The following is a 20416-nucleotide window of genomic DNA, read 5'->3' as shown; positions in this document are numbered from 1 at the left end:
CAGCGATCAGCTGCAGATTGGTTGAGGTTCGATGAGCAACGACGACAAGCTCCGGGACTATCTCAAGCGCGCGACCGCGGAACTCCAGCGCACCCGACGCCAGTTGTCGGAGGCCGAGGCGCGGGCCAGTGAGCCGGTCGCGATCGTGGCGATGGGCTGCCGCTTCCCCGGGGGCATCGCCTCGCCCGAGGACCTGTGGCAGCTCGTGGACGCGGGCCGGGACGCCGTTTCGCTGTTCCCGGACGGGCGTGGCTGGGACATGGAGGCCCTGTACGACCCCGAGCCCTCGACGCCGGGCAAGACGTACTGCCGCGAGGGCGGCTTCCTGCACGACGCCGGGGACTTCGACGCGGACTTCTTCAAGATCAGCCCGCGCGAGGCCCGGGACACCGATCCGCAGCAGCGGCTGCTCCTGGAGGTGTCCTGGGAGGTCATCGAACGCGCCGGCATCGACCCGACGTCGTTGAAGGGCAGCCGGACCGGGGTGTTCGCCGGGGTCGTCTACCACGACTATCCGGGCGGCGGCGGGACCGGTGGTCTGGCGAGCGTCGCCTCCGGGCGCATCGCCTACACGCTGGGCCTGGAGGGCCCGGCCGTCACCGTGGACACGGCGTGCTCGTCCTCGCTCGTCGCGCTCCACCTCGCCGTGCAGTCCGTCCGCAGCGGCGAGTGCGCGCTGGCGCTCGCGGGCGGGGTGACCGTCATGGCGAGCCCCGACTCCTTCGTGGGCTTCAGCCAGGACCGCGGCCTGGCACCGGACGGGCGCTGCAAGTCCTTCGCGGCGGCGGCCGACGGCACCACGTGGTCCGAGGGCGCGGGCATGCTCCTCGTCGAGCGCCTGTCCGACGCACGGCGCAACGGGCACCCCGTCCTCGCCGTCGTACGCGGGTCGGCGATGAACTCGGACGGCGCGTCCAACGGGCTGACCGCGCCGAACGGACCCTCGCAGCAGCGCGTCATCCAGCAGGCCCTGGCCTCCGGCGGCCTCGTGCCCGCCGATGTGGACGCCGTCGAGGCGCACGGCACCGGCACCACCCTCGGTGACCCGATCGAGGCACAGGCGCTCATCGCCGCCTATGGGCGCGAGCGGCCCGCCGACCGTCCGCTGTGGCTGGGTTCGTTCAAGTCGAACATCGGCCACGCCCAGGCGGCCGCCGGGGTCGGCGGAGTGATCAAGATGGTGCAGGCGATGAAGGCGGGCGTCCTGCCGCGCACCCTGCACGTGGACGAGCCGAGCCCCAACGTCGACTGGAGCGCCGGCAGCGTACGCCTGCTGACCGAGCCCGTCGCCTGGCCGGACCTGGGGCGTGCCAGGCGCGCCGGGGTGTCGTCGTTCGGGCTGAGCGGCACGAACGTGCACGTGATCGTGGAAGAAGCCCCGGCGGAGACCGTTTCCGCCGCACCCGCGCCGGGTACGGCGCGGGGCGCCACCGCCGGGAACCGTACGAGTGAGACCCCGGCCGTCGGGGAACGCACGGCGCGGGCCGCCGCCGACTCCGCGCACACGGGCGAGGTCGAGGGCGAGGGTGACGGCGAGGGCGCCGCTCCCCGCTTCGTCCCCGTGTCGTTCTCCGCCCGGCGGCCCGATGCGCTGGCCGCCCAGGCCGCCCGGCTCGCCGACCATCTGGAAGCCCACCCGGCCGTCCCCCTCGCCGACACCGGTTGGTCGCTCGCCACCACCCGCGCCGCGCTGGAACACCGGGCCGTAGTCATCGCCGACACGCGGGCGGACGGCGGGCACGCCGATCTCGTACGGGCGCTGCGCGACGTCGCGGACGGAGCCGTGGAGGCCGCCGTCACCGGGGACGCCCGGCCGGACGCGCTGAGCGCCGTCCTGTTCACCGGGCAGGGCGCCCAGCGCCTCGGCATGGGGCGGGAGCTGTACGCCGCCTACCCGGTGTTCGCCCATGCCCTCGACGAGGCCGTGGACGCGCTCGACGTACACCTCGACGGGTCGTTGCGGGCGGCGATGTGGGGCGACGACCGGGAACTGCTCGACGGTACGGGGACGGCCCAGCCGGCGTTGTTCGCGTGCGAGGTGGCGCTGTACCGGCTGGTCGAGTCCTGGGGGGTGCGGCCGGACTTCCTGGCCGGGCACTCCGTGGGCGAGTTCGCCGCGGCGCATGTGGCCGGGGTGCTGTCCCTCGCGGACGCCGCGAAGCTGGTCGCCGCCCGGGGCCGGCTGATGCAGGCGCTCCCGGCGGACGGGGCGATGATCGCCGTGGAGGCGTCCGAGGACGAGGTGGCGCCGCTGCTCACCCCGGCCACCGGGATCGCCGCGCTCAACGGGCCGCGTTCCGTGATCGTCTCCGGGGCCGAGACCGACGCCCTCGCGATCGCCGCGCACTTCGCGGGCGAGGGCCGCCGCACCAAGCGTCTCGCCGTGTCGCACGCCTTCCACTCGCCGCTCATGGAACCGATGCTCGACGATTTCCGTACGGTCGCCGAGAGCGTCACGTACGCCCCCGCCCGCATCCCGGTCGTCTCCACGGTCACGGGCGAACTCGCCGGGGGTGACGAACTGGGCTGCGCCGACTACTGGGTGCGGCACGTCCGGGCGAGCGTCCGGTTCGGCGACGCGGTGCGCGCGCTCGCCGCCAAGGGCGTCCACACCTTCCTGGAACTCGGCCCGGACGCCGCCCTCACCCCCCTCGGGCCCGACTGCCTGACCGGCGCCGACGAGGGCGCGGAGCCGCCGGTCTTCACCGCCGCCCTGCGCCGGGACCGCGACGAGGCACGCGTGCTGACGGAGGCCGTGGCACTGCTCCACGCGCGCGGCGTACCCGTCGACTGGAACGCCTGCTTCACCGCGACCGGGTACCGCCCGCACCGCGTGGACCTGCCCACGTACGCCTTCCAGCACCGCACCTACTGGGCCGCCGCGCCCGACACGGCCCCGGCCGCTGGTCCGGCGGACCCGGGCGAGGCCGGGTTCTGGGAGGCCGTGGAGCGGGAGGACACGGCCGGGCTCGCCGAGCGGATCGGGGTCGCCCCCGCCGACCTGGCCCCCGTGCTGCCCGCGCTCACCAGCTGGCGGGCCGGGCGGCGCGAGGCGTCGGCCGTCGACGCGCTGCGCTACCGGGTCTCCTGGGCGCCCGTCGCCGACTTCGCGCCGCCCGCCGCGCTCACCGGTGACTGGCTCGTCGTGCACACACCGGAACAGCGCCCGCTCGCGGAGGCGCTGGCCGGGGTGCTGACGGAGCGGGGCGTACACCCCGTACTGGCCAACGGACTGCCCCCGGCCGACAGCTCGTCGCTGTCCGACGGCGTGCCGCCGTCCGTGCCGCCCGCCGGGATCGTCAGCCTCCTCGCGCTCGACGGCACCCCGCATCCGGACCACCCGGCGCTCTCCCAGGGGCTCGCCGACACCACCGCCCTGCTGCGGGGGACGGCGGCTCTCGAGTGGGCGGCCCCGGTGTGGTGCCTCACGCGGGGCGCGGTGGCCACGGACGACGCGGACACGGCCGTGCGGCCCGAACAGAGCGCGGTATGGGGGCTCGGCGCGGCCCTCGCCTTGGAAGCCCCGGACACGTGGGGCGGCCTGATCGACCTGCCCCCGGACGCCGACGACACGGCCCTGCACCGGGTTTGCGACATCCTCGCCGGGGGAAGCGGCGAGGACCAGGTGGCCATCCGCCCCGAGGGCGTCTACGCCCGCCGGCTGGTCCGGCCGGCGCAGCCCGACCCGGTCGCGCACTGGCGGGCCAGGGGCACCGTCCTCGTCACCGGAGGCACCGGCGGCATCGGCGCCCACGTGGCGCGGATGCTCGCCGCGGACGGTGCCGCACACGTGGTGCTCGCCGGGCGGCGCGGCCCGGACGCGCCGGGCGCCGCCGAACTGGCCGCCGACATCGAGGCCATGGGCACCCGGGTCACCGTCGCGGCCTGCGACATGGCCGACCGCGCATCCGTACGCACCCTGCTCGACGGCCTCACCGGGCTCACCGCCGTGTTCCACGCGGCCGGGCTCCCGCAGCGCATCGCGCCCCTCGGCGAGCTGAGCCTCGACGAGCTGGCGCACGTGGCCGACGCCAAGGTGCTCGGCGCCCGCCACCTGGACGAACTCCTCGGTGACACCCCGCTCGACGCGTTCGTGCTGTTCTCGTCCGGCGCCGCCGTCTGGGGCAGCGCGGGCCAGTCCGCGTACGGGAGCGCCAACGCCTTCCTCGACGGGCTCGCGCACCACCGGCGCGCCCGTGGACTCGCCGCCACTTCGGTGGCATGGGGATCGTGGGACGGGGGAATGGTCGACGCCGAACTCGCCGCCCTCATGCGCCGCATGGGCGCCCCCGCGATGGACCCGGCGCTCGCCATCGGGGCGCTGCGCCGCATCCTGACGGGCGGCGGCTCGCACGCCGTGGTCGCCGACTTCGACTGGGACCGCTTCGCCCCCACCTACGTACTGGCCCGCCCCCGCCCGCTCCTGGACGCCCTGCCCGAGGCACGGGCCGCGCTGGACACGGACGGTACGGGGGACGGCGGCGCCGAAGGTTCCGGGCTCGCGGACCGGCTGGCCGGGCTCGCCGAACAGGAACAGCGGTCCGCTCTGCTCGACCTCGTCCGCACGCATGTCGCGGCGCTGCTCGGGTACGACGACCCGGCCGACGTCGGCGCGGACCGGGGCTTCACCGACCTCGGGTTCGACTCGGTGGCCGCCGTGGACCTGCGCACCAAGCTCGTCGCGGCGACCGGACGCCCCCTGCCCACCAGCATGATCTACGACCACCCGAGCCCCGGCGCGCTGGCCGGTCACCTCTGGACGGAGCTGTGCCGGGGCGACAGCCTCGGCGAACTCCCCGTGCTGGCCCAGCTCGACCGGCTGGAGGAGGCCGCCGCCGCCCTGGCCGCCGAGGACATCGAGGCCACCCGGATCACCGCACGCCTCCAGGGCCTGCTCACCCGGCTGACCGCGACCCTCGACGCCCAGCACGGCGACGCCGGCCAGAACGTCGGCGACCAGCTGGAAGCCGCCTCCGCCGACGACGTCTTCGCCTTCATCGACAACGAACTCGGCCTCACCTGACCGACCGCACGCCCGGTGCCCGCGACGGCACCGGGCCCCGCCCCGCAGCTGCGACCCGACTCGACCTCACGGCATGAACCGGCATGAACAAGGACTCGGTGGGACCAACATGTCCAATGACGACGCACGGCTTCTCGACTACCTCAAGCGGGTCACGGCGGATCTGCACCAGACGCGGCGCAGGCTCCAGGAGGCCGAGAACCAGGACCACGAGCCCATCGCCATCGTCGCGATGAGCTGCCGCTACCCGGGCGGGGTCAGCACCCCCGAGGAGCTGTGGCGGCTCGTCGCCGAGGGCCGTGACGCCATCTCCACCTTCCCCACCGACCGAGGCTGGGACCTCGACGCGCTGCGCGGCGAGGAGGGCGACACCGCCGGCGGCGGCAGCTACGTGAACGAGGGCGGGTTCGTCCGGGACGTCGCCGGCTTCGACGCCGGATTCTTCGGGATCAGCCCCAACGAAGCGCTCACCATGGACCCGCAGCAGCGACTCCTTCTGGAGGTCGCCTGGGAGGCCGTCGAGCGGGCCGGCATCGACCCGACGTCACTGCGCGGCAAGCCGGTCGGCGTGTTCGCCGGCTCCGGCATCCAGGACTACGAGTACATCGTCGGCGCGGCGGGCGAGGTCGCCGAGGCCTACATGACGACCGGCAACGCCGCCGCCGTCATCTCCGGCCGCATCTCCTACACCATGGGCCTCGAAGGCCCCGCCGTCACCGTGGACACGGCCTGCTCCTCGTCGCTCGTCTCCCTCCACCTGGCCGCCACCGCCCTGCGCCGCCGCGAATGCACGCTCGCGCTCGCGGGCGGCGTCATGGTGATGTCCACGCCGTCCCCGTTCATCGCCTTCAGCCGTCAGCGCGGCCTCGCCCCGGACGGCCGCTGCAAGGCGTTCGCGGAGGCGGCGGACGGCACCGGCTGGTCCGAGGGCGCCGGCATGCTCGTCCTCGAACGCCTCGCGGACGCCCGCCGCAACGGCCACCCCGTCCTCGCCGTCGTACGCGGCAGCGCGGTCAACCAGGACGGTGCCAGCAACGGCCTCACCGCCCCCAACGGGCGGGCCCAGCAGCGCGTCATCCGCCAGGCGCTCGCCAACGCCCGGCTCTCCGCCACCCACGTCGACGCCGTCGAGGGCCACGGCACGGGCACGACGCTCGGCGACCCGATCGAGGCGCAGGCACTCCTCGCCACGTACGGCCAGGGGCGCGACGAGGACCGGCCGCTGTGGCTGGGGTCCATCAAGTCGAACATGGGCCACGCGCAGGCCGCGGCGGGTGTCGGCAGCATCATCAAGATGGTCGAGGCGCTGCGCCACGGCGTACTGCCCAAGACCCTGCACGTGGACGAGCCGTCGAGCCACGTGGACTGGTCGGCGGGGCGGGTGCGGCTGCTGACGGAGACCCGCCCCTGGGAACGCCCCGAGGACCGCCCGCGCCGTGCGGGCGTCTCGGCGTTCGGCGTCAGCGGCACCAACGCGCACGTGATCCTGGAGGAGGCCCCGGAGGCGGACGCCCCCGACACCGATGAGGCGGCCCCCGAAGCGCCTGCCGTCCCCGTCACACCCCTGCCGTCCGTCCTGCCGTGGACGCTCTCCGGACGCGACGCGGCGGCCCTCGCCGCCCAGGCCGGCCGTCTCCACGCACAGGTCACCGCGGACACGGAGACGAGCGACGCCGACTTCGCGTACTCCCTGGCGACCTCCCGCGCCGCCCTCGACCACCGCGCGGTCGTCCTCGCCGAGAGCCGGGAGACGGCGCTGGCCGGTCTTACCGCGCTGATCGAAGGCGAAACCCACCCGGCGGTGGTCCGGGGAGTGGCTGCGAAGGGCAAGACGGCGTTCCTGTTCACGGGCCAGGGTGCGCAGCGGCTCGGTATGGGGCGTGAGCTGTATGAGGCGTTCCCGGTGTTTGCGGGGGCGTTTGATGAGGTGTGCGGGGAGGTAGACGCGCATCTCGTTACGGGGTTGCGGGAGGTGGTGTGGGGGAACGACGCCGACGTCCTCAACTCGACCGCGTACACGCAGCCCGCGTTGTTCGCGTTCGAGGTAGCTCTGTTCCGGCTGGTGGAGAGTTGGGGCGTCAAGCCGGACGTCGTGATCGGTCACTCGATTGGGGAGCTGGCCGCCGCGCATGTTGCCGGGGTGCTGTCTCTCGCGGATGCGGCGAAGCTGGTCGTCGCTCGGGGCCGTCTCATGCAAGCCCTCCCTGCGGGTGGGGCGATGGTCGCGGTGCAGGCGTCCGAAGAGGAGGTGCGCCCTCTTCTCACCTCCGGTGTCGGAATCGCCGCGGTGAACGGGCCCCGTTCCGTTGTGGTGTCGGGCGTGGAGTCCGAGGCGGTTGCCGTGGGTGAGCACTTCACGGGCCTGGGGCGGAAGGTTCGGCGTCTTTCCGTCTCGCACGCGTTCCATTCCTCGCTGATGGACCCGATGCTCGACGAGTTCCGGGCTGTCACAGATGGGTTGACCTTCAACGAGCCTCGCATCGCCGTCGTCTCTACCGTGTCCGGTGCGCTGTCGTCGGAGTGGCAGTCGCCGGAGTACTGGGTCGATCAGGTCCGTCGCCCTGTCCGCTTCGCGGACGCCGTAAACGCGGCCGAAGCCCTCGGGGCCCGTACGTTCGTCGAGATCGGCCCGGACGCCGTCCTCACCGCCCTCGGTGCCGCTTCCGCCACCGACGAGAGCACGAGCTGCGTCGCGCTGATACGTAAGAACCGCAGCGAGTCCGAGACGCTGGTCGCGGGTCTCGGGCGGCTGTTCACCGCCGGCCTGGTCGTCGACTGGGAAGCGTTCTACGCGGGCTGCGGGGCCCGCAAGGTCGCTCTGCCCACGTACGCCTTCCAGCGCACCCGCTACTGGGTCGAGGGAACCGGCACCCCCGGTGACGTTTCCGCGGCCGGGCTGGCCGCGGCCGGGCATCCGCTGCTCGGCGCCGTCGTCTCGCTCGCCGACTCCGGCGGGGTCGTCCTGACGGGCCGGATCTCGTTGTCCGCGCAGTCCTGGCTCGGCGATCACGTCGTCGGGGGCTCCGTGGTCTTCCCCGGCACCGGCTTCGTCGAACTCGCGGTCCGGGCCGGGGACCAGGTCGGCTGCGAGGCGCTGGACGAACTCATGCTCCAAGCCCCGCTGGTGCTGCCCGCACGGGGTGCCGTCGCGCTCCAGGTGGAGGTGGGCGCCGCGGACGCGTCCGGGCGGCGGCCGTTCAGCGTTCACTCGCGCCGGGACGACCAGCCCGACCAGCCCTGGACCCTGCACGCCTCCGGCGTCCTCGCGCCCGCCACCGCGGACCCGGCCGCCTTTGACCTGTCGGCGTGGCCGCCGCCCGGCGCCGAGGCCGTCGACACGGACGGCATGTACGCGGCGCTGGCCGAAGCCGGGCTCGCGTACGGGCCCGCGTTCCGGGGGCTGACGGCCGCCTGGCGGTCCGGGAACGACATCTGGGCCGAGGTCGCGCTGCCCGAGGGGGCGCGGGCAGGGGCCGCCTCCTTCGGGCTGCACCCGGCGCTGCTGGACGCCTCGCTGCACGGCTCCGTCTTCACGGACCTGTACGCGGAGGCGACCGGGCCCGTTCTTCCGTTCGTCTGGACGGGCGTACGGTTGCACGCTTCCGGGGCCGCGCGACTGCGGGTGCGGATCTCGCCGGACGGTGCCGGGGCCGTTTCCCTGTCCGTCGCCGACGAAACCGGCCGGCCCGTGCTCTCCGTGGACTCGCTGGTCCTGCGCGAGGTCACCGCCGAACAGCTGGCCGCCGCCCGCGCGGAGGCCCATGAGTCGCTGTTCGGCCTGGACTGGGTCGAACTCCCGGCGGGCGAGCAGGTTTCGGCCCCCGCCGACTGGACAGAGCTGCGCGCGGACGGGCCGGTGCCCGACAGCGTCGTCCTGCGGTCCCGGCACCGGGGAGCGGACCCGGCAACGGTCCGGGCCGCGACCACGGAGATCCTTGCCGCGCTCCAGCACTGGCTCGCGGACGACCGCGCCGCCGGCTCCCAGCTGCTCGTCGCCACCAGCGGAGCCGTGGCGGGCGCGCAGGGAGTGGACGACGTCACCGACCTGGCCGGTGCGGCCGTCTGGGGCCTCGTACGCTCCGCACAGGCCGAGCACCCCGGGCGGTTCGTCCTCGCCGACCTGGACGACCTCACCGACGACACCCAGACGGCGACCGCCCTGGCGGCCGGCGAGTCCCAGGTCCTCGTACGCGGCACGACCGTGTACGGTGCCCGTCTCGTCCGCCTCACCGACGACCCCGAGACGCGGGTCCGCCCCGACTTCGGCACCGGCACCGTCCTCGTCACGGGCGCGACCGGTGCGCTCGGCAGCCTGGTCGCCCGGCGGCTCGTCGCGCACCACGGCGTACGCGGTCTGCTGCTGCTCTCCCGGCGTGGGCCGGACGCGCCCGGCGCCGCCGACCTGTCCGCCGAGCTGCGGGCGCTCGGCGCCGAGGTCACGGTCGCGGCCTGCGACGTCGCGGACCGGGAAGCCCTGGCGGCAGCCCTCGACGGGGTGCCGCTGAGCGGGGTCGTCCATCTGGCCGGCGTCCTGGACGACACACTGATCGACTCACTGACCCCGGAACGTCTGGACACCGTTCTGCGGGCGAAGGCCGACGCCGCGCTCCACCTCCACGAGCTGACCCGCGACCGGGAGCTGTCGGCGTTCGTCCTGTTCTCCTCGGCCACCGGCGTCCTCGGCGTCCCCGGCCAGGGCAACTACGGCGCCGCCAACGCCCTGCTCGACGCCCTCGCCAGCCACCGCACCGCGCACGGCCTGCCTGCCCGCTCCCTGGCCTGGGGCCTGTGGGCGAGCGGCATGTCCGGCGCCCTGACCGACGCCGACCTCCAGCGCATGAGCCGCACCGGCATCGGCGCCCTCACCTCCGCGTACGGCGTGGAACTCTTCGACCGGGCGCTCACCGTGGACACGCCGGTCGTCCTGCCGATCCGGCTCGACGTGCGCACCCTCGCCGAGGCCGGTGAGGCGCTGCCACCCCTCTTCCGGAAGCTGGTACGCGTACGGCAGGCCCGGCGCGCCGCCGGTTCGGCGCCGGAGACGGCGGGGGCGCTGCGCGGCCGGCTGGCCGGGCTGGACCGGGAGGAGCAGGAGCGCATCCTGCTGGACCTCGTCCGTACGCAGGTCGCGGTCGCCCTCGGCTACCCGGACGCGCAGGCCGTGGACGAGACGCGTGCCTTCAGCGAGCTGGGCTTCGACTCGCTCACGGCCGTCGAGTTCCGCAACGCCGTCAGCGCCGCCGCCGAGGTACGGCTGCCCGCGACTCTCGCCTTCGACTACCCGAGCCCGCGCGCCCTGGCCCGGCACCTGCTCGGTGAACTCGACGGCTCCCTCGCCGAAGTGAGCGCCGCACGGGGTGTGAACGGGGCCGATGGCGGGAACGACGCCGACCCGATCGTGATCGTTTCCATGGCATGCCGCTATCCGGGCGGGGTACGCAGCCCCGAGCAGTTGTGGCGGCTCGTCGCCGACGGCGTGGACGCGGTCTCCGACTTCCCCGCCAACCGTGGCTGGGACCTGGACCGCGTGTACGACCCCACCGCCGAGCGCCCGCACACCAGCTACGCCAACGAGGGCGGTTTCCTCCACGAGGCGGGCGAGTTCGACCCCGCGTTCTTCGGGATCAGCCCCAACGAGGCCGCGATCATGGACCCACAGCAGTTCCTGCTGCTGGAGACGGCCTGGGAGGCGTTCGAGCGGGCCGGGATCGACCCGGAGACCCTGCGCGGCAGCATGACCGGCGTCTACGCCGGGATGATGTACCACGACTACGCGGCCAACAACAGCACCGGAGCGATCGCCTCCGGCCGCGTCTCGTACGTGTTCGGCCTGGAGGGCCCGGCCGTCACCGTGGACACGGCCTGCTCCTCCTCGCTGGTCTCCCTGCACATGGCCGCTCAGGCGCTGCGTTCCGGCGAGTGCTCCCTGGCCCTCGCGGGCGGTGTCGCGGTCATGGCGACCCCCGAGGTGTTCGTCGAGTTCAGCCGGCAGCGCGGCCTGGCCCCCGACGGCCGCTGCAAGTCCTTCGGTATCGGCGCCAACGGCACGGGCTGGGGCGAGGGCGCGGGCATGCTGCTCCTGGAGCGGCTGTCCGACGCACGGCGCAACGGCCACCCCGTGCTGGCGGTGGTGCGCGGCTCTGCGCTCAACCAGGACGGTGCGAGCAACGGCCTCACGGCGCCGAACGGCCCGTCCCAGCAGCGCGTCATCCGCCAGGCCCTGGCCCATGCGGGGCTGACTGCGGCCGAGGTGGACGCGGTGGAGGCGCACGGCACCGGTACGACGCTCGGTGACCCGATCGAGGCGCAGGCGCTGCTCGCCACGTACGGGCAGGGGAGGCCGGAGGGCCGGCCGCTGTGGCTGGGGTCGATCAAGTCGAACATGGGCCACACGCAGGCGGCTGCGGGTGTCGCGGGCATCATCAAGATGGTCATGGCGATGCGACACGGTGTGCTGCCGCCGACTCTGCACGCGGAGGAGCGTTCGGACCAGATCGACTGGTCCGAGGGCGACGTGGAACTGCTGACGGAGGCCCGCGAATGGGCACCGGCCGGGCACCCGAGGCGCGCGGGTATCTCGTCCTTCGGCATCAGCGGGACGAACGCGCACGTCATCGTGGAGGAAGCGCCCGAAGCGATGGGCGTCGGTGGGACAGATAAGGCGGGAGGGCCGTCAGCGGATCTGGCCGTCACCCCGTGGGTGCTCTCCGCGAAGAGCCCGGACGCGTTGGCCGGCCAGGCCGCCCAACTGCTGACCGTGGCCGACGACCACCGTGCGGAGGACATCGGTCACTCGCTGGTGGCCTCCCGGCCGGTGTTCGAACACCGAGCCGTCGTCCTCGGCGACCGTACGGGTGCGCTGGCCGCGCTGGCGGCCGGCGAGGAGCACGCGGGGCTCATACGGGGCGCCACGAGGGCAACGGGGAAGTCGGCGTTCCTGTTCACGGGTCAGGGCGCGCAGCAGCTCGGTATGGGGCGCGAGTTGTACGACGCCTTCCCGGTGTTCGCGGGGGCGTTTGACGAGGTGTGCGGGGAGGTAGACGCGCACCTGGACCGTGGGTTGCGGGAGGTGATGTGGGGGAACGACGCCGACGCCCTCAACTCCACCTCGTACACGCAGCCCGCACTGTTCGCTTTCGAGGTGGCTCTGTTCCGGCTGGTGGAGAGCTGGGGCGTCAAGCCGGATGTCGTGATCGGTCACTCGATCGGTGAGTTGGCTGCCGCGCATGTTGCCGGGGTGCTGTCCCTCGCTGATGCGGCGAAGCTGGTTGTCGCTCGGGGCCGGTTGATGCAGGCGCTTCCTGCGGGCGGGGCGATGGTCGCGGTGCAGGCATCCGAAGAGGAGGTTCGCCCTCTTCTTACGGCCGGTGTGGGAATCGCTGCGGTGAACGGTCCCCGGGCCGTCGTCGTCTCCGGCGCGGAATCCGAGACGCTGGCGATCGGTGAGCACTTCGCTGGCCTGGGTCGCAAGACCAGCCGCCTTCCCGTCTCACACGCGTTCCATTCATCCCTGATGGACCCGATGCTGGTCGACTTCCGGGGCGTTGCAGCTGAGTTGACGTTCCACGCACCCCGGACCACCGTCGTCTCCACCGTCACCGGCGCCCCCTCCACCGACTGGCAGTCCCCCGACTACTGGGTCGACCAGGTCCGCCAACCCGTCCGCTTCGCGGACGCCGTAACCGCCGCCGAGGCACTCGGGGCCCGCACCTTCGTGGAGATCGGTCCCGACGCGGTCCTGACCGCTCTCGGTGCCGCCTCCGCCGCCGACGACACCGCCTCCTTCACCCCCCTCGTACGCAAGAAGCGCCCCGAGCCCGAATCGCTGGTCGCGGGCCTGGGCCGGCTGTACGTGGACGGGCTCCGCGTGGACTGGAAGGCGTACTTCGCCGGTGCCGGGGCACGGACCGTGGAGCTGCCCACGTACGCCTTCCAGCGCACCCGCTACTGGGTGGGCACGGAGGAGTACCTGGCCAACTCCTGGATCGGCGGCGGCAGCAGCATGGCGACGGCCGGGCTGATCGAGGCCGGGCATCCGCTGCTCGGGGCGGTCGTGCCGTCGCCGGACGCCGACATGGTGACGTTCACCGGGCGGCTGTCGGCCGGGACGCACGGCTGGATCGTGGACCACGACGTACTCGGGAGCGTGCTGCTGCCGGGCACGGGCTTCGTGGAGCTGGCGATCCGGGCCGGTGACCAGGTCGGCTGCACGGTTCTGGAGGAGCTGGCCCTTCAGGCGCCGCTCATCCTGCCCGAGCGCGGTGCCGTGGCCGTGCAGATGGTCGTCGGAGCCGCCGACGCGTTCGCCCGCCGCTCGGTGAGCGTGTACTCGCGTGCCGAGGACCGCCCGGACCTGCCGTGGACCCTGCATGCCGATGGGGTGCTCGCCCCCGGCGCACCCGGCGCCCCCGGCACTCCCGGTACGCAGGCCGCCGCGTTCGATCTCGCGGCCTGGCCGCCCGCCGGGGCGGAGGAGCTGTCCCTGGAGGGCGCCTACGACGGTTTGCGTGAGCGGGGCTTCGGGTACGGGCCGACGTTCCAGGGGCTCAGGGCCGCCTGGCGCATGGGAGATGTGCTGTTCGCCGAGGTCGCCCTGCCGGAGCAGGCGCACGCCGAGGCCGAGAAGTACGGGCTGCACCCGGCGCTCCTCGACGCCGCCATGCACGCGGCGCTCGTCAACGGCACCGGGGGCGACGAGACCGTCCTGCCCTTCGTGTGGCGCGAGGTGAGCCTGCACGCGACGGGCGCCGCCGCCGTCCGCGTAAGGATCACGCAGCCCACCCCCGAGAGCCTGTCGTTGCAGGTCGCGGACGCCACCGGGGCTCCCGTCGCCACCGTGGGCGCGGTCGTCGGCCGGCCCGTCTCGACGGAGCAGCTGGCGACGGGCGGCAACGATTCCCTCTTCCGTGTCTCGTGGAACAAGCTGCCCGCCGCCCCTGCCCGTACGCCCTCCGGCGCGCCCGCGCCCGCCGTGTTCGACTGCGGGGCGGGGGAGCCGGCCGCCGATGTGCCGGCCGCCGTGCACGGACTGGTGGGCCGGGCGCTGGAGGCCGTGCAGGAGTGGCTGTCCGTGGACCGGCCCGAGGGCGCGGTGCTGGTGGTCGCCACGCGCGGTGCCGTGGCCGTGGCCGAGGGCGAGGCGGTGGATGTCCGGCAGGCACCCGTCTGGGGGCTGGTCCGGGCCGCGCAGGCGGAGAACCCGGGCCGGTTCCTGCTGGTCGACTCGGACGGGTCCGTGCCGTGGGACCGGCTGAGCGCCCTCGGCGAACCGGAACTCGTCGTCCGCGAAGGCGAGGTGTGGGTGCCCCGCCTGTCCCTCGCCGCGCCCGGTACAGCCGCCGGGAACGAGGCCACGCCCGCGTGGGACGCCGACGGAACCGTACTGATCACCGGCGGTACCGGTGGGCTGGGTGCGCGCGTGGCCCGGCACCTGGTGGCAGAGCACGGTGTGCGGCACCTGCTGCTCGTCGGTCGCCGGGGCGCGGCTACGCCGGGTGTGGACGCGCTGGTCGCGGAGCTGTCCGGGCTCGGTGCCGCGGTTTCCGTGGCGGCGTGTGATGTGGCGGACCGGAGTGCGCTGGCCGCTGTGATCGGGTCGGTGGACCCGGCGTACCCGCTGTCGGGTGTCGTGCACGTGGCCGGTGTCGCGGACAACGGAATGGTGGGGGCGTTGACGCCCGGCCGTATGGATACCGTCCTGCGGCCGAAGGTGGATGCGGCGTGGCATCTGCATGAGCTGACGCGGGACATGGGGTTGTCGGCGTTCGTGTTGTTCTCGTCGGCCGGTGGTCTGGTGCTGGCGGCCGGGCAGGGGAACTACGCGGCGGCCAACGTCTTCCTCGACGCGCTCGCGGCCAAACGTCACGCCGAAGGGCTTCCGGCGACCGCGATGGCCTTCGGGCTGTGGGGCGTCGACACCGGCATGACCAGCGTGGACATGCTGGGCCTGGCCGAGGAGCGCATGGCCGCCCAGGGGCTGCCCGCCCTGTCCGCGACGGAGGGCCTCGCCCTCTTCGACGCCGCACTGGCATCGGGCCTCGCGGCCACCGTCCCGCTGCGCATCGACACCAACGTGCTGCGGAACCGCGCCACTGAACTCCCCGCGCTTCTCCGGGGACTGGTCCGCGTTCCCGTACGCCGTACCGCGCAATCCACCGACGGGGGTGACGGTCTCCTCGCCCGGTTGACCGGCCTGGACGCCACCGCGCGTGGAGCGGCACTCCTCGATCTCGTACGGACGCACGTGGCCGGAGTCCTCGGCCACGCCTCCGCCGACGCGATCGAACCGGAGCGCGCCTTCAGCGAACTGGGCTTCGACTCGCTGGCCGCCGTCGAGCTGCGTAACCGGCTCGGTGCGGCGAGCGGGCTCCGGCTGCCGGCCACGCTGATCTTCGACTACCCGACCGCGGACGCCGTCGCCGCGTACCTGGGCGAGGAGGTGGCCGGTTCGGCCGCCGCCCTGCCCGCGCCCGCCCGTGCCCTTCCCGCCGGGGGCGGCACGGCCGGGGACGACGACCCGGTGGTCATCGTCGGCATGGGATGCCGCTATCCGGGCGGAGTGACGACCCCGGAGGAGCTGTGGCGGCTCGTCGCGGACGGCGTGGACGCCATCGGCGGCTTCCCGGGCGACCGCGGCTGGGACCTGGACGTGTACGACCCCGAGCCCGGCACCCCCGGTCGTACCTACGCCCGCGAGGGTGGCTTCCTCTACCAGGCCCCGGAGTTCGATCCGGTGTTCTTCGGGATCAGCCCCAACGAGGCGCTGATGACCGATCCGCAGCAGCGGCTGCTCCTGGAGGTGTCCTGGGAGGCGATCGAGCGGGCGGGAATCGATCCGACGACGCTCAAGGGTTCGTCGACCGGGGTGTTCGCCGGGGTGATGTACCACGACTACGCACTCGGCGTGGAGGCCGCGGCCAGCAGTGGCGGCAGCCTCGTCTCCGGCCGCACCGCCTACACGCTGGGTCTGGAGGGCCCGGCCGTCACCGTGGACACGGCGTGCTCGTCGTCGCTGGTCGCGCTGCACATGGCGGCCCAGGCACTGCGCTCCGGGGAGTGCTCGCTCGCCCTGGCCGGCGGGGTCGCCGTCATGGGCACGCCGGGCATGTTCATCGAGTTCAGCCGGCAGCGCGGGCTCGCCCCGGACGGCCGGTCCAAGTCCTTCGCGGCGTCGGCGGACGGCGTCGCCTGGGGCGAGGGCGCCGGTGTCCTCCTCCTGGAACGGCTGTCCGACGCCCGCGCCAACGGCCACCCCGTCGTCGCTGTCCTCCGCGGTTCCGCCCTCAACCAGGACGGCGCCAGCAACGGCATGACCGCGCCGAACGGCCCGTCGCAGCAGCGCGTGATCCGCCAGGCGCTGGCCAATGCGGGGCTGACGGCCGCCGAGGTGGACGCGGTGGAGGCGCACGGCACGGGGACGACGCTCGGCGACCCGATCGAGGCACAGGCGCTCCTCGCCACGTATGGCCAGGGGCGCGATGAGGACCGGCCGCTGTGGCTGGGGTCCATCAAGTCGAACATGGGCCACACCCAGGCCGCCTCGGGTGTCGCGGGCGTCATGAAGATGGTCATGGCCATGCGCCACGGGGTCCTGCCGAAGACCCTGCACGTGGACGCGCCGTCGGACCAGGTGGACTGGGAGGCCGGAAACGTCGAACTGCTCACCGAGGCACGGGAGTGGCAGCCCGCCGACCGGCCGCGCCGGGCCGGGGTGTCCTCCTTCGGGATCAGCGGGACGAACGCCCACGTGATCGTCGAGGAGCCGCCGCAGACCGCTGACGTCCCCGCCGGGCAGGCCGACGGGGCCGGGTTGCCCGTCGTGCCGTGGGTGGTGTCGGCCAAGAGCCCGCAGGCGCTCGCCGCGCAGGCGGAACAGCTGATCGGCCGGCTCACCGACGGGCCGCCCGCGACCGGCCCGGCCGACATCGGACTGTCGCTCGTCACCACCCGCACCGCGTTCCCGCACCGTGCCGTCGTCGTCGGCTCCGACACCGGGGAACTGCTGCGCGGGCTGACCGCCCTGGCACAGGGCCGAAACGCCCCTGCCGTCGCGAGCGGCCAGGCCCGCCGGAGCGGGAAGTCAGCGTTCCTGTTCACGGGGCAAGGTGCGCAGCGGCTCGGTATGGGACGGGAGTTGTATGAGGCGTTCCCGGTGTTTGCGGGGGCGTTTGATGAGGTGTGCGGGGAGGTAGACGCGCATCTCGCCGGAGGGTTGCGGGAGGTGGTGTGGGGGAACGACGCCGACGCTCTCAACTCGACCGCGTACACGCAGCCCGCGCTGTTCGCTTTCGAGGTGGCGCTTTTCCGGCTGGTGGAGAGCTGGGGCGTCAAGCCGGACGTCGTGATCGGTCACTCGATCGGGGAACTGGCTGCCGCGCATGTCGCGGGTGTGTTGTCTCTTGCCGACGCCGCAAAGCTCGTCACCGCTCGCGGACGCCTCATGCAAGCCCTGCCCGCAGGCGGAGCGATGGTCGCGGTCCAGGCATCCGAAGAGGAGGTTCGTCCTCTTCTCACGTCCGGTGTGGGAATCGCTGCGGTGAACGGTCCCCAGGCCGTCGTCGTCTCGGGTGTCGAGTCCGAGGCGCTGGCGGTCGGTGAGCACTTCGCCGCCGCCGGTCGCAAGACCACCCGCCTTCCCGTCTCACACGCCTTCCACTCCACCCTCATGGACCCGATGCTGGACGACTTCCGGGCCGTCACCACCCAACTCACCTTCCACGAGCCCCGCATCACCGTCGTCTCCACCGTCACCGGCGCCCCCTCCACCGACTGGCAGTCCCCCGACTACTGGGTCGATCAGGTCCGCGAACCCGTCCGGTTCGTGGCGGCCGTGGAGGCCCTGGCGGCGCAGGGTGTGACCCGGTTCCTGGAGATCGGGCCGGACGGCGTGCTGACCGGCCTCGCCCAGCAGATCCTCGACGGCCACGAAGGCGGTCACGAAAGCCGGCACGAAGGCGGTCGGCCGGCCGTCCTCGTACCGGCCGTCCGCAAGAACCGCCCCGAACCCGAGGCGCTGGTCACGGCCCTGGGGCGGCTGTACGCGGACGGGGCGCGGGTGGACTGGGAGGCGTTCTACGAGGGTTCCGGGGCGCGGACCGTGGAGCTGCCCACGTACCCGTTCCAGCGCACCCGCTACTGGGTGGACGCGGCCAAGCCGGCGACCGACGCCGTGGCCGTCGGGCAGGACGCGTTGGACCACCCGCTGCTGGCGGCCGTCGTCGCGTCGCCCGACTCCGAAGCCGTGACGCTCACCGCGCGCGTCTCGCTGGACGCCCAGCCCTGGGTCGCCGACCACGCCGTGCACGGGAACGTCCTGCTGCCCGGCACCGGGTTCGTGGAGCTGGCCCTCCAGGCCGCCGACCACGTCGGCTGCGGGCTGCTGGAGGAGCTGACGCTGTACGCGCCGCTGGTGCTGCCCGAGCGCGGCGGGGTCGCGCTCCAGGTCGTCGTCGGTGAACCCGACGCACGGGCCCGGCGTACGGTGCGCGTCTACTCGCGGCCCGAGAATCACCCGGACGAGCCGTGGAGCCGGCACGCCGAAGGTGTCGTCGCCGCCGGAACGGGGAACGCGACCGCGCCGCACGACCTCACCGCATGGCCGCCCCCCGGCGCCGAAGCCCTGGACGCGGACGGCCTGTACGACGGGCTCCAGGAACGCGGGTTCGGCTACGGCCCCGTCTTCCAGGGGCTGACGGCAGCCTGGCGGCACGGCGACGCGCTGTACGCGGAGATCGCCCTGCCCGAGCAGGCGCATCCGGACGCCGCGCGCTTCGGCCTGCACCCCGCCCTGCTCGACGCCTCCATGCACGCGCTCGGCTTCGGCGGGCTCGGGGCCGACGAGGACGAGGGGCGGGCGCTGCTCCCCTTCTCCTGGACCGGCATCACCCTGCACGCCGCGTCCGCCACCGCCGTACGGGTCCGGCTCGCGCCGGTCGAGGGCGTGCGCAACGCGGTACGGCTGGACCTCGCCGACCCGGCCGGGGCGCCCGTGGCCTCCGTGGAGGCGCTGCAACTGCGGCCGGTCGCCGCCGAACAGCTGGGCGGCGGCGGGTTCCGGGAGGCGCTGCTCGCCGTCGAGTGGCAGCCCGTCGGCGGCGGCAGCGGGCCGCGCGGCGACTGGGCGGTGGCCGGGCCCGGCCTCGTGGTCGCCGGAGTGCCGGTCGTCGCGGGGCTCGACGCGCTCGGCGACGCCGTACCGGACGTGGTGCTGCTGCCCGTCCTCGCGGACGCGGACGGCGCCGGCACCGAACACGAGGTCCCGGCGGGGACGCGTACCGCCGTGAACGGGGCCCTGGCCGCCGTACAGCGGTGGCTCGCCGAACCGAGGTTCGCGCAGTCGCGGCTGGCGCTGGTGACCCGGTCCGCAGTGGCCGTCGCGGACGGCGACCCGGTCGATGTGCGGCAGGCGCCCGTGTGGGGCCTGGTCCGGGCGGCGCAGGCGGAGAACCCGGGCCGGTTCGTGCTGCTCGACCTGGAGGAGGGGGAGCCCGCGCCCCGCGCGCTCGCCGGAGCCCTTGCCTCCGGCGAACCGGAACTGGCCGTACGCCGCGACACGGTGCTCGCGCCCCGGCTCGCCCGGTCCGCCGCGCCCGGCGGCGGGACGCCGTGGGACGCGGACGGCACCGTCCTGATCACCGGCGGCACCGGGGGCCTCGGTGCGATTGTCGCCCGCCACCTGGTGACCGCGCACGGGGTGCGCCATCTGGTGCTCGCCGGGCGGCGCGGGCTCGCCGCGCCCAACGCGGCCGGGCTCCGCGACGAACTGACCGCGCTCGGCGCACAGGTGGAGATCGCCGCGTGCGACGTCTCCGACCGGGCGGCCGTCGCCGCGCTCCTCGCGGGCATCGCCCCGGAACATCCGCTGCGCGGCGTCGTCCACGCGGCCGGTGTCGCCCACAACGGGCTCGTCGGGGCGCTCACCGCCGACCAGATGGACCACGTCCTGCGCGCCAAGGCGGACGCGGCCTGGCACCTGCACGAGCTGACCGCCCACCTCGACCTGTCGGTGTTCGCGCTGTTCTCGTCGGCGGGCGGGCTCGTCATGGCCGCAGGCCAGGGCAACTACGCGGCGGCCAACGTCTTCCTGGACGCCCTCGCCGCGCACCGCCGCTCGCAGGGGCTGGCCGCCACCTCCATGGCGTTCGGCCTGTGGGCCACCGAGACCGGGCTCAGCCAGTGGCTGGGCGAGGCCGACCTCCAGCGGATGCGGCGCACCGGAACCCCGGCGCTCACCGAGGAGGAGGGCCTGTGGCTGTTCGACGCGGCGGTCGCCGCCGACGCCCCGGCGCTCGTCCCGCTCCGCGTCGACCTGGCCGCGCTGCGGGCCCGTACGGACGAGGTGCCGGCCCTGCTGCGGGGCCTGGCCCCGGCCGGGCGCAGGCGGGCCGGGGCGGC

2 protein-coding genes are annotated in these 20416 nt (G+C 74.1%); both read left to right on the top strand.

What is annotated here, in order from left to right:
- The first annotated feature begins 31 nt into the window (after positions 1-31).
- Positions 32-5023, top strand: coding sequence for a type I polyketide synthase (locus MHW47_RS11050; RefSeq protein ID WP_239222502.1), 4992 nt, complete (start codon positions 32-34; stop codon positions 5021-5023).
- Between the two features lie 73 nt (positions 5024-5096).
- Positions 5097-20416 (top strand): SDR family NAD(P)-dependent oxidoreductase (locus MHW47_RS11045; protein ID WP_374230081.1); only part of this gene is annotated, 15320 nt, incomplete at its 3' end.

This window comes from Streptomyces sp. OfavH-34-F, from assembly GCF_022347745.1.
GTDB lineage: Bacteria > Actinomycetota > Actinomycetes > Streptomycetales > Streptomycetaceae > Streptomyces.
Note: the sequence above shows the minus strand (reverse complement) of the source record. Positions and strands in the feature narration are given on the sequence as shown.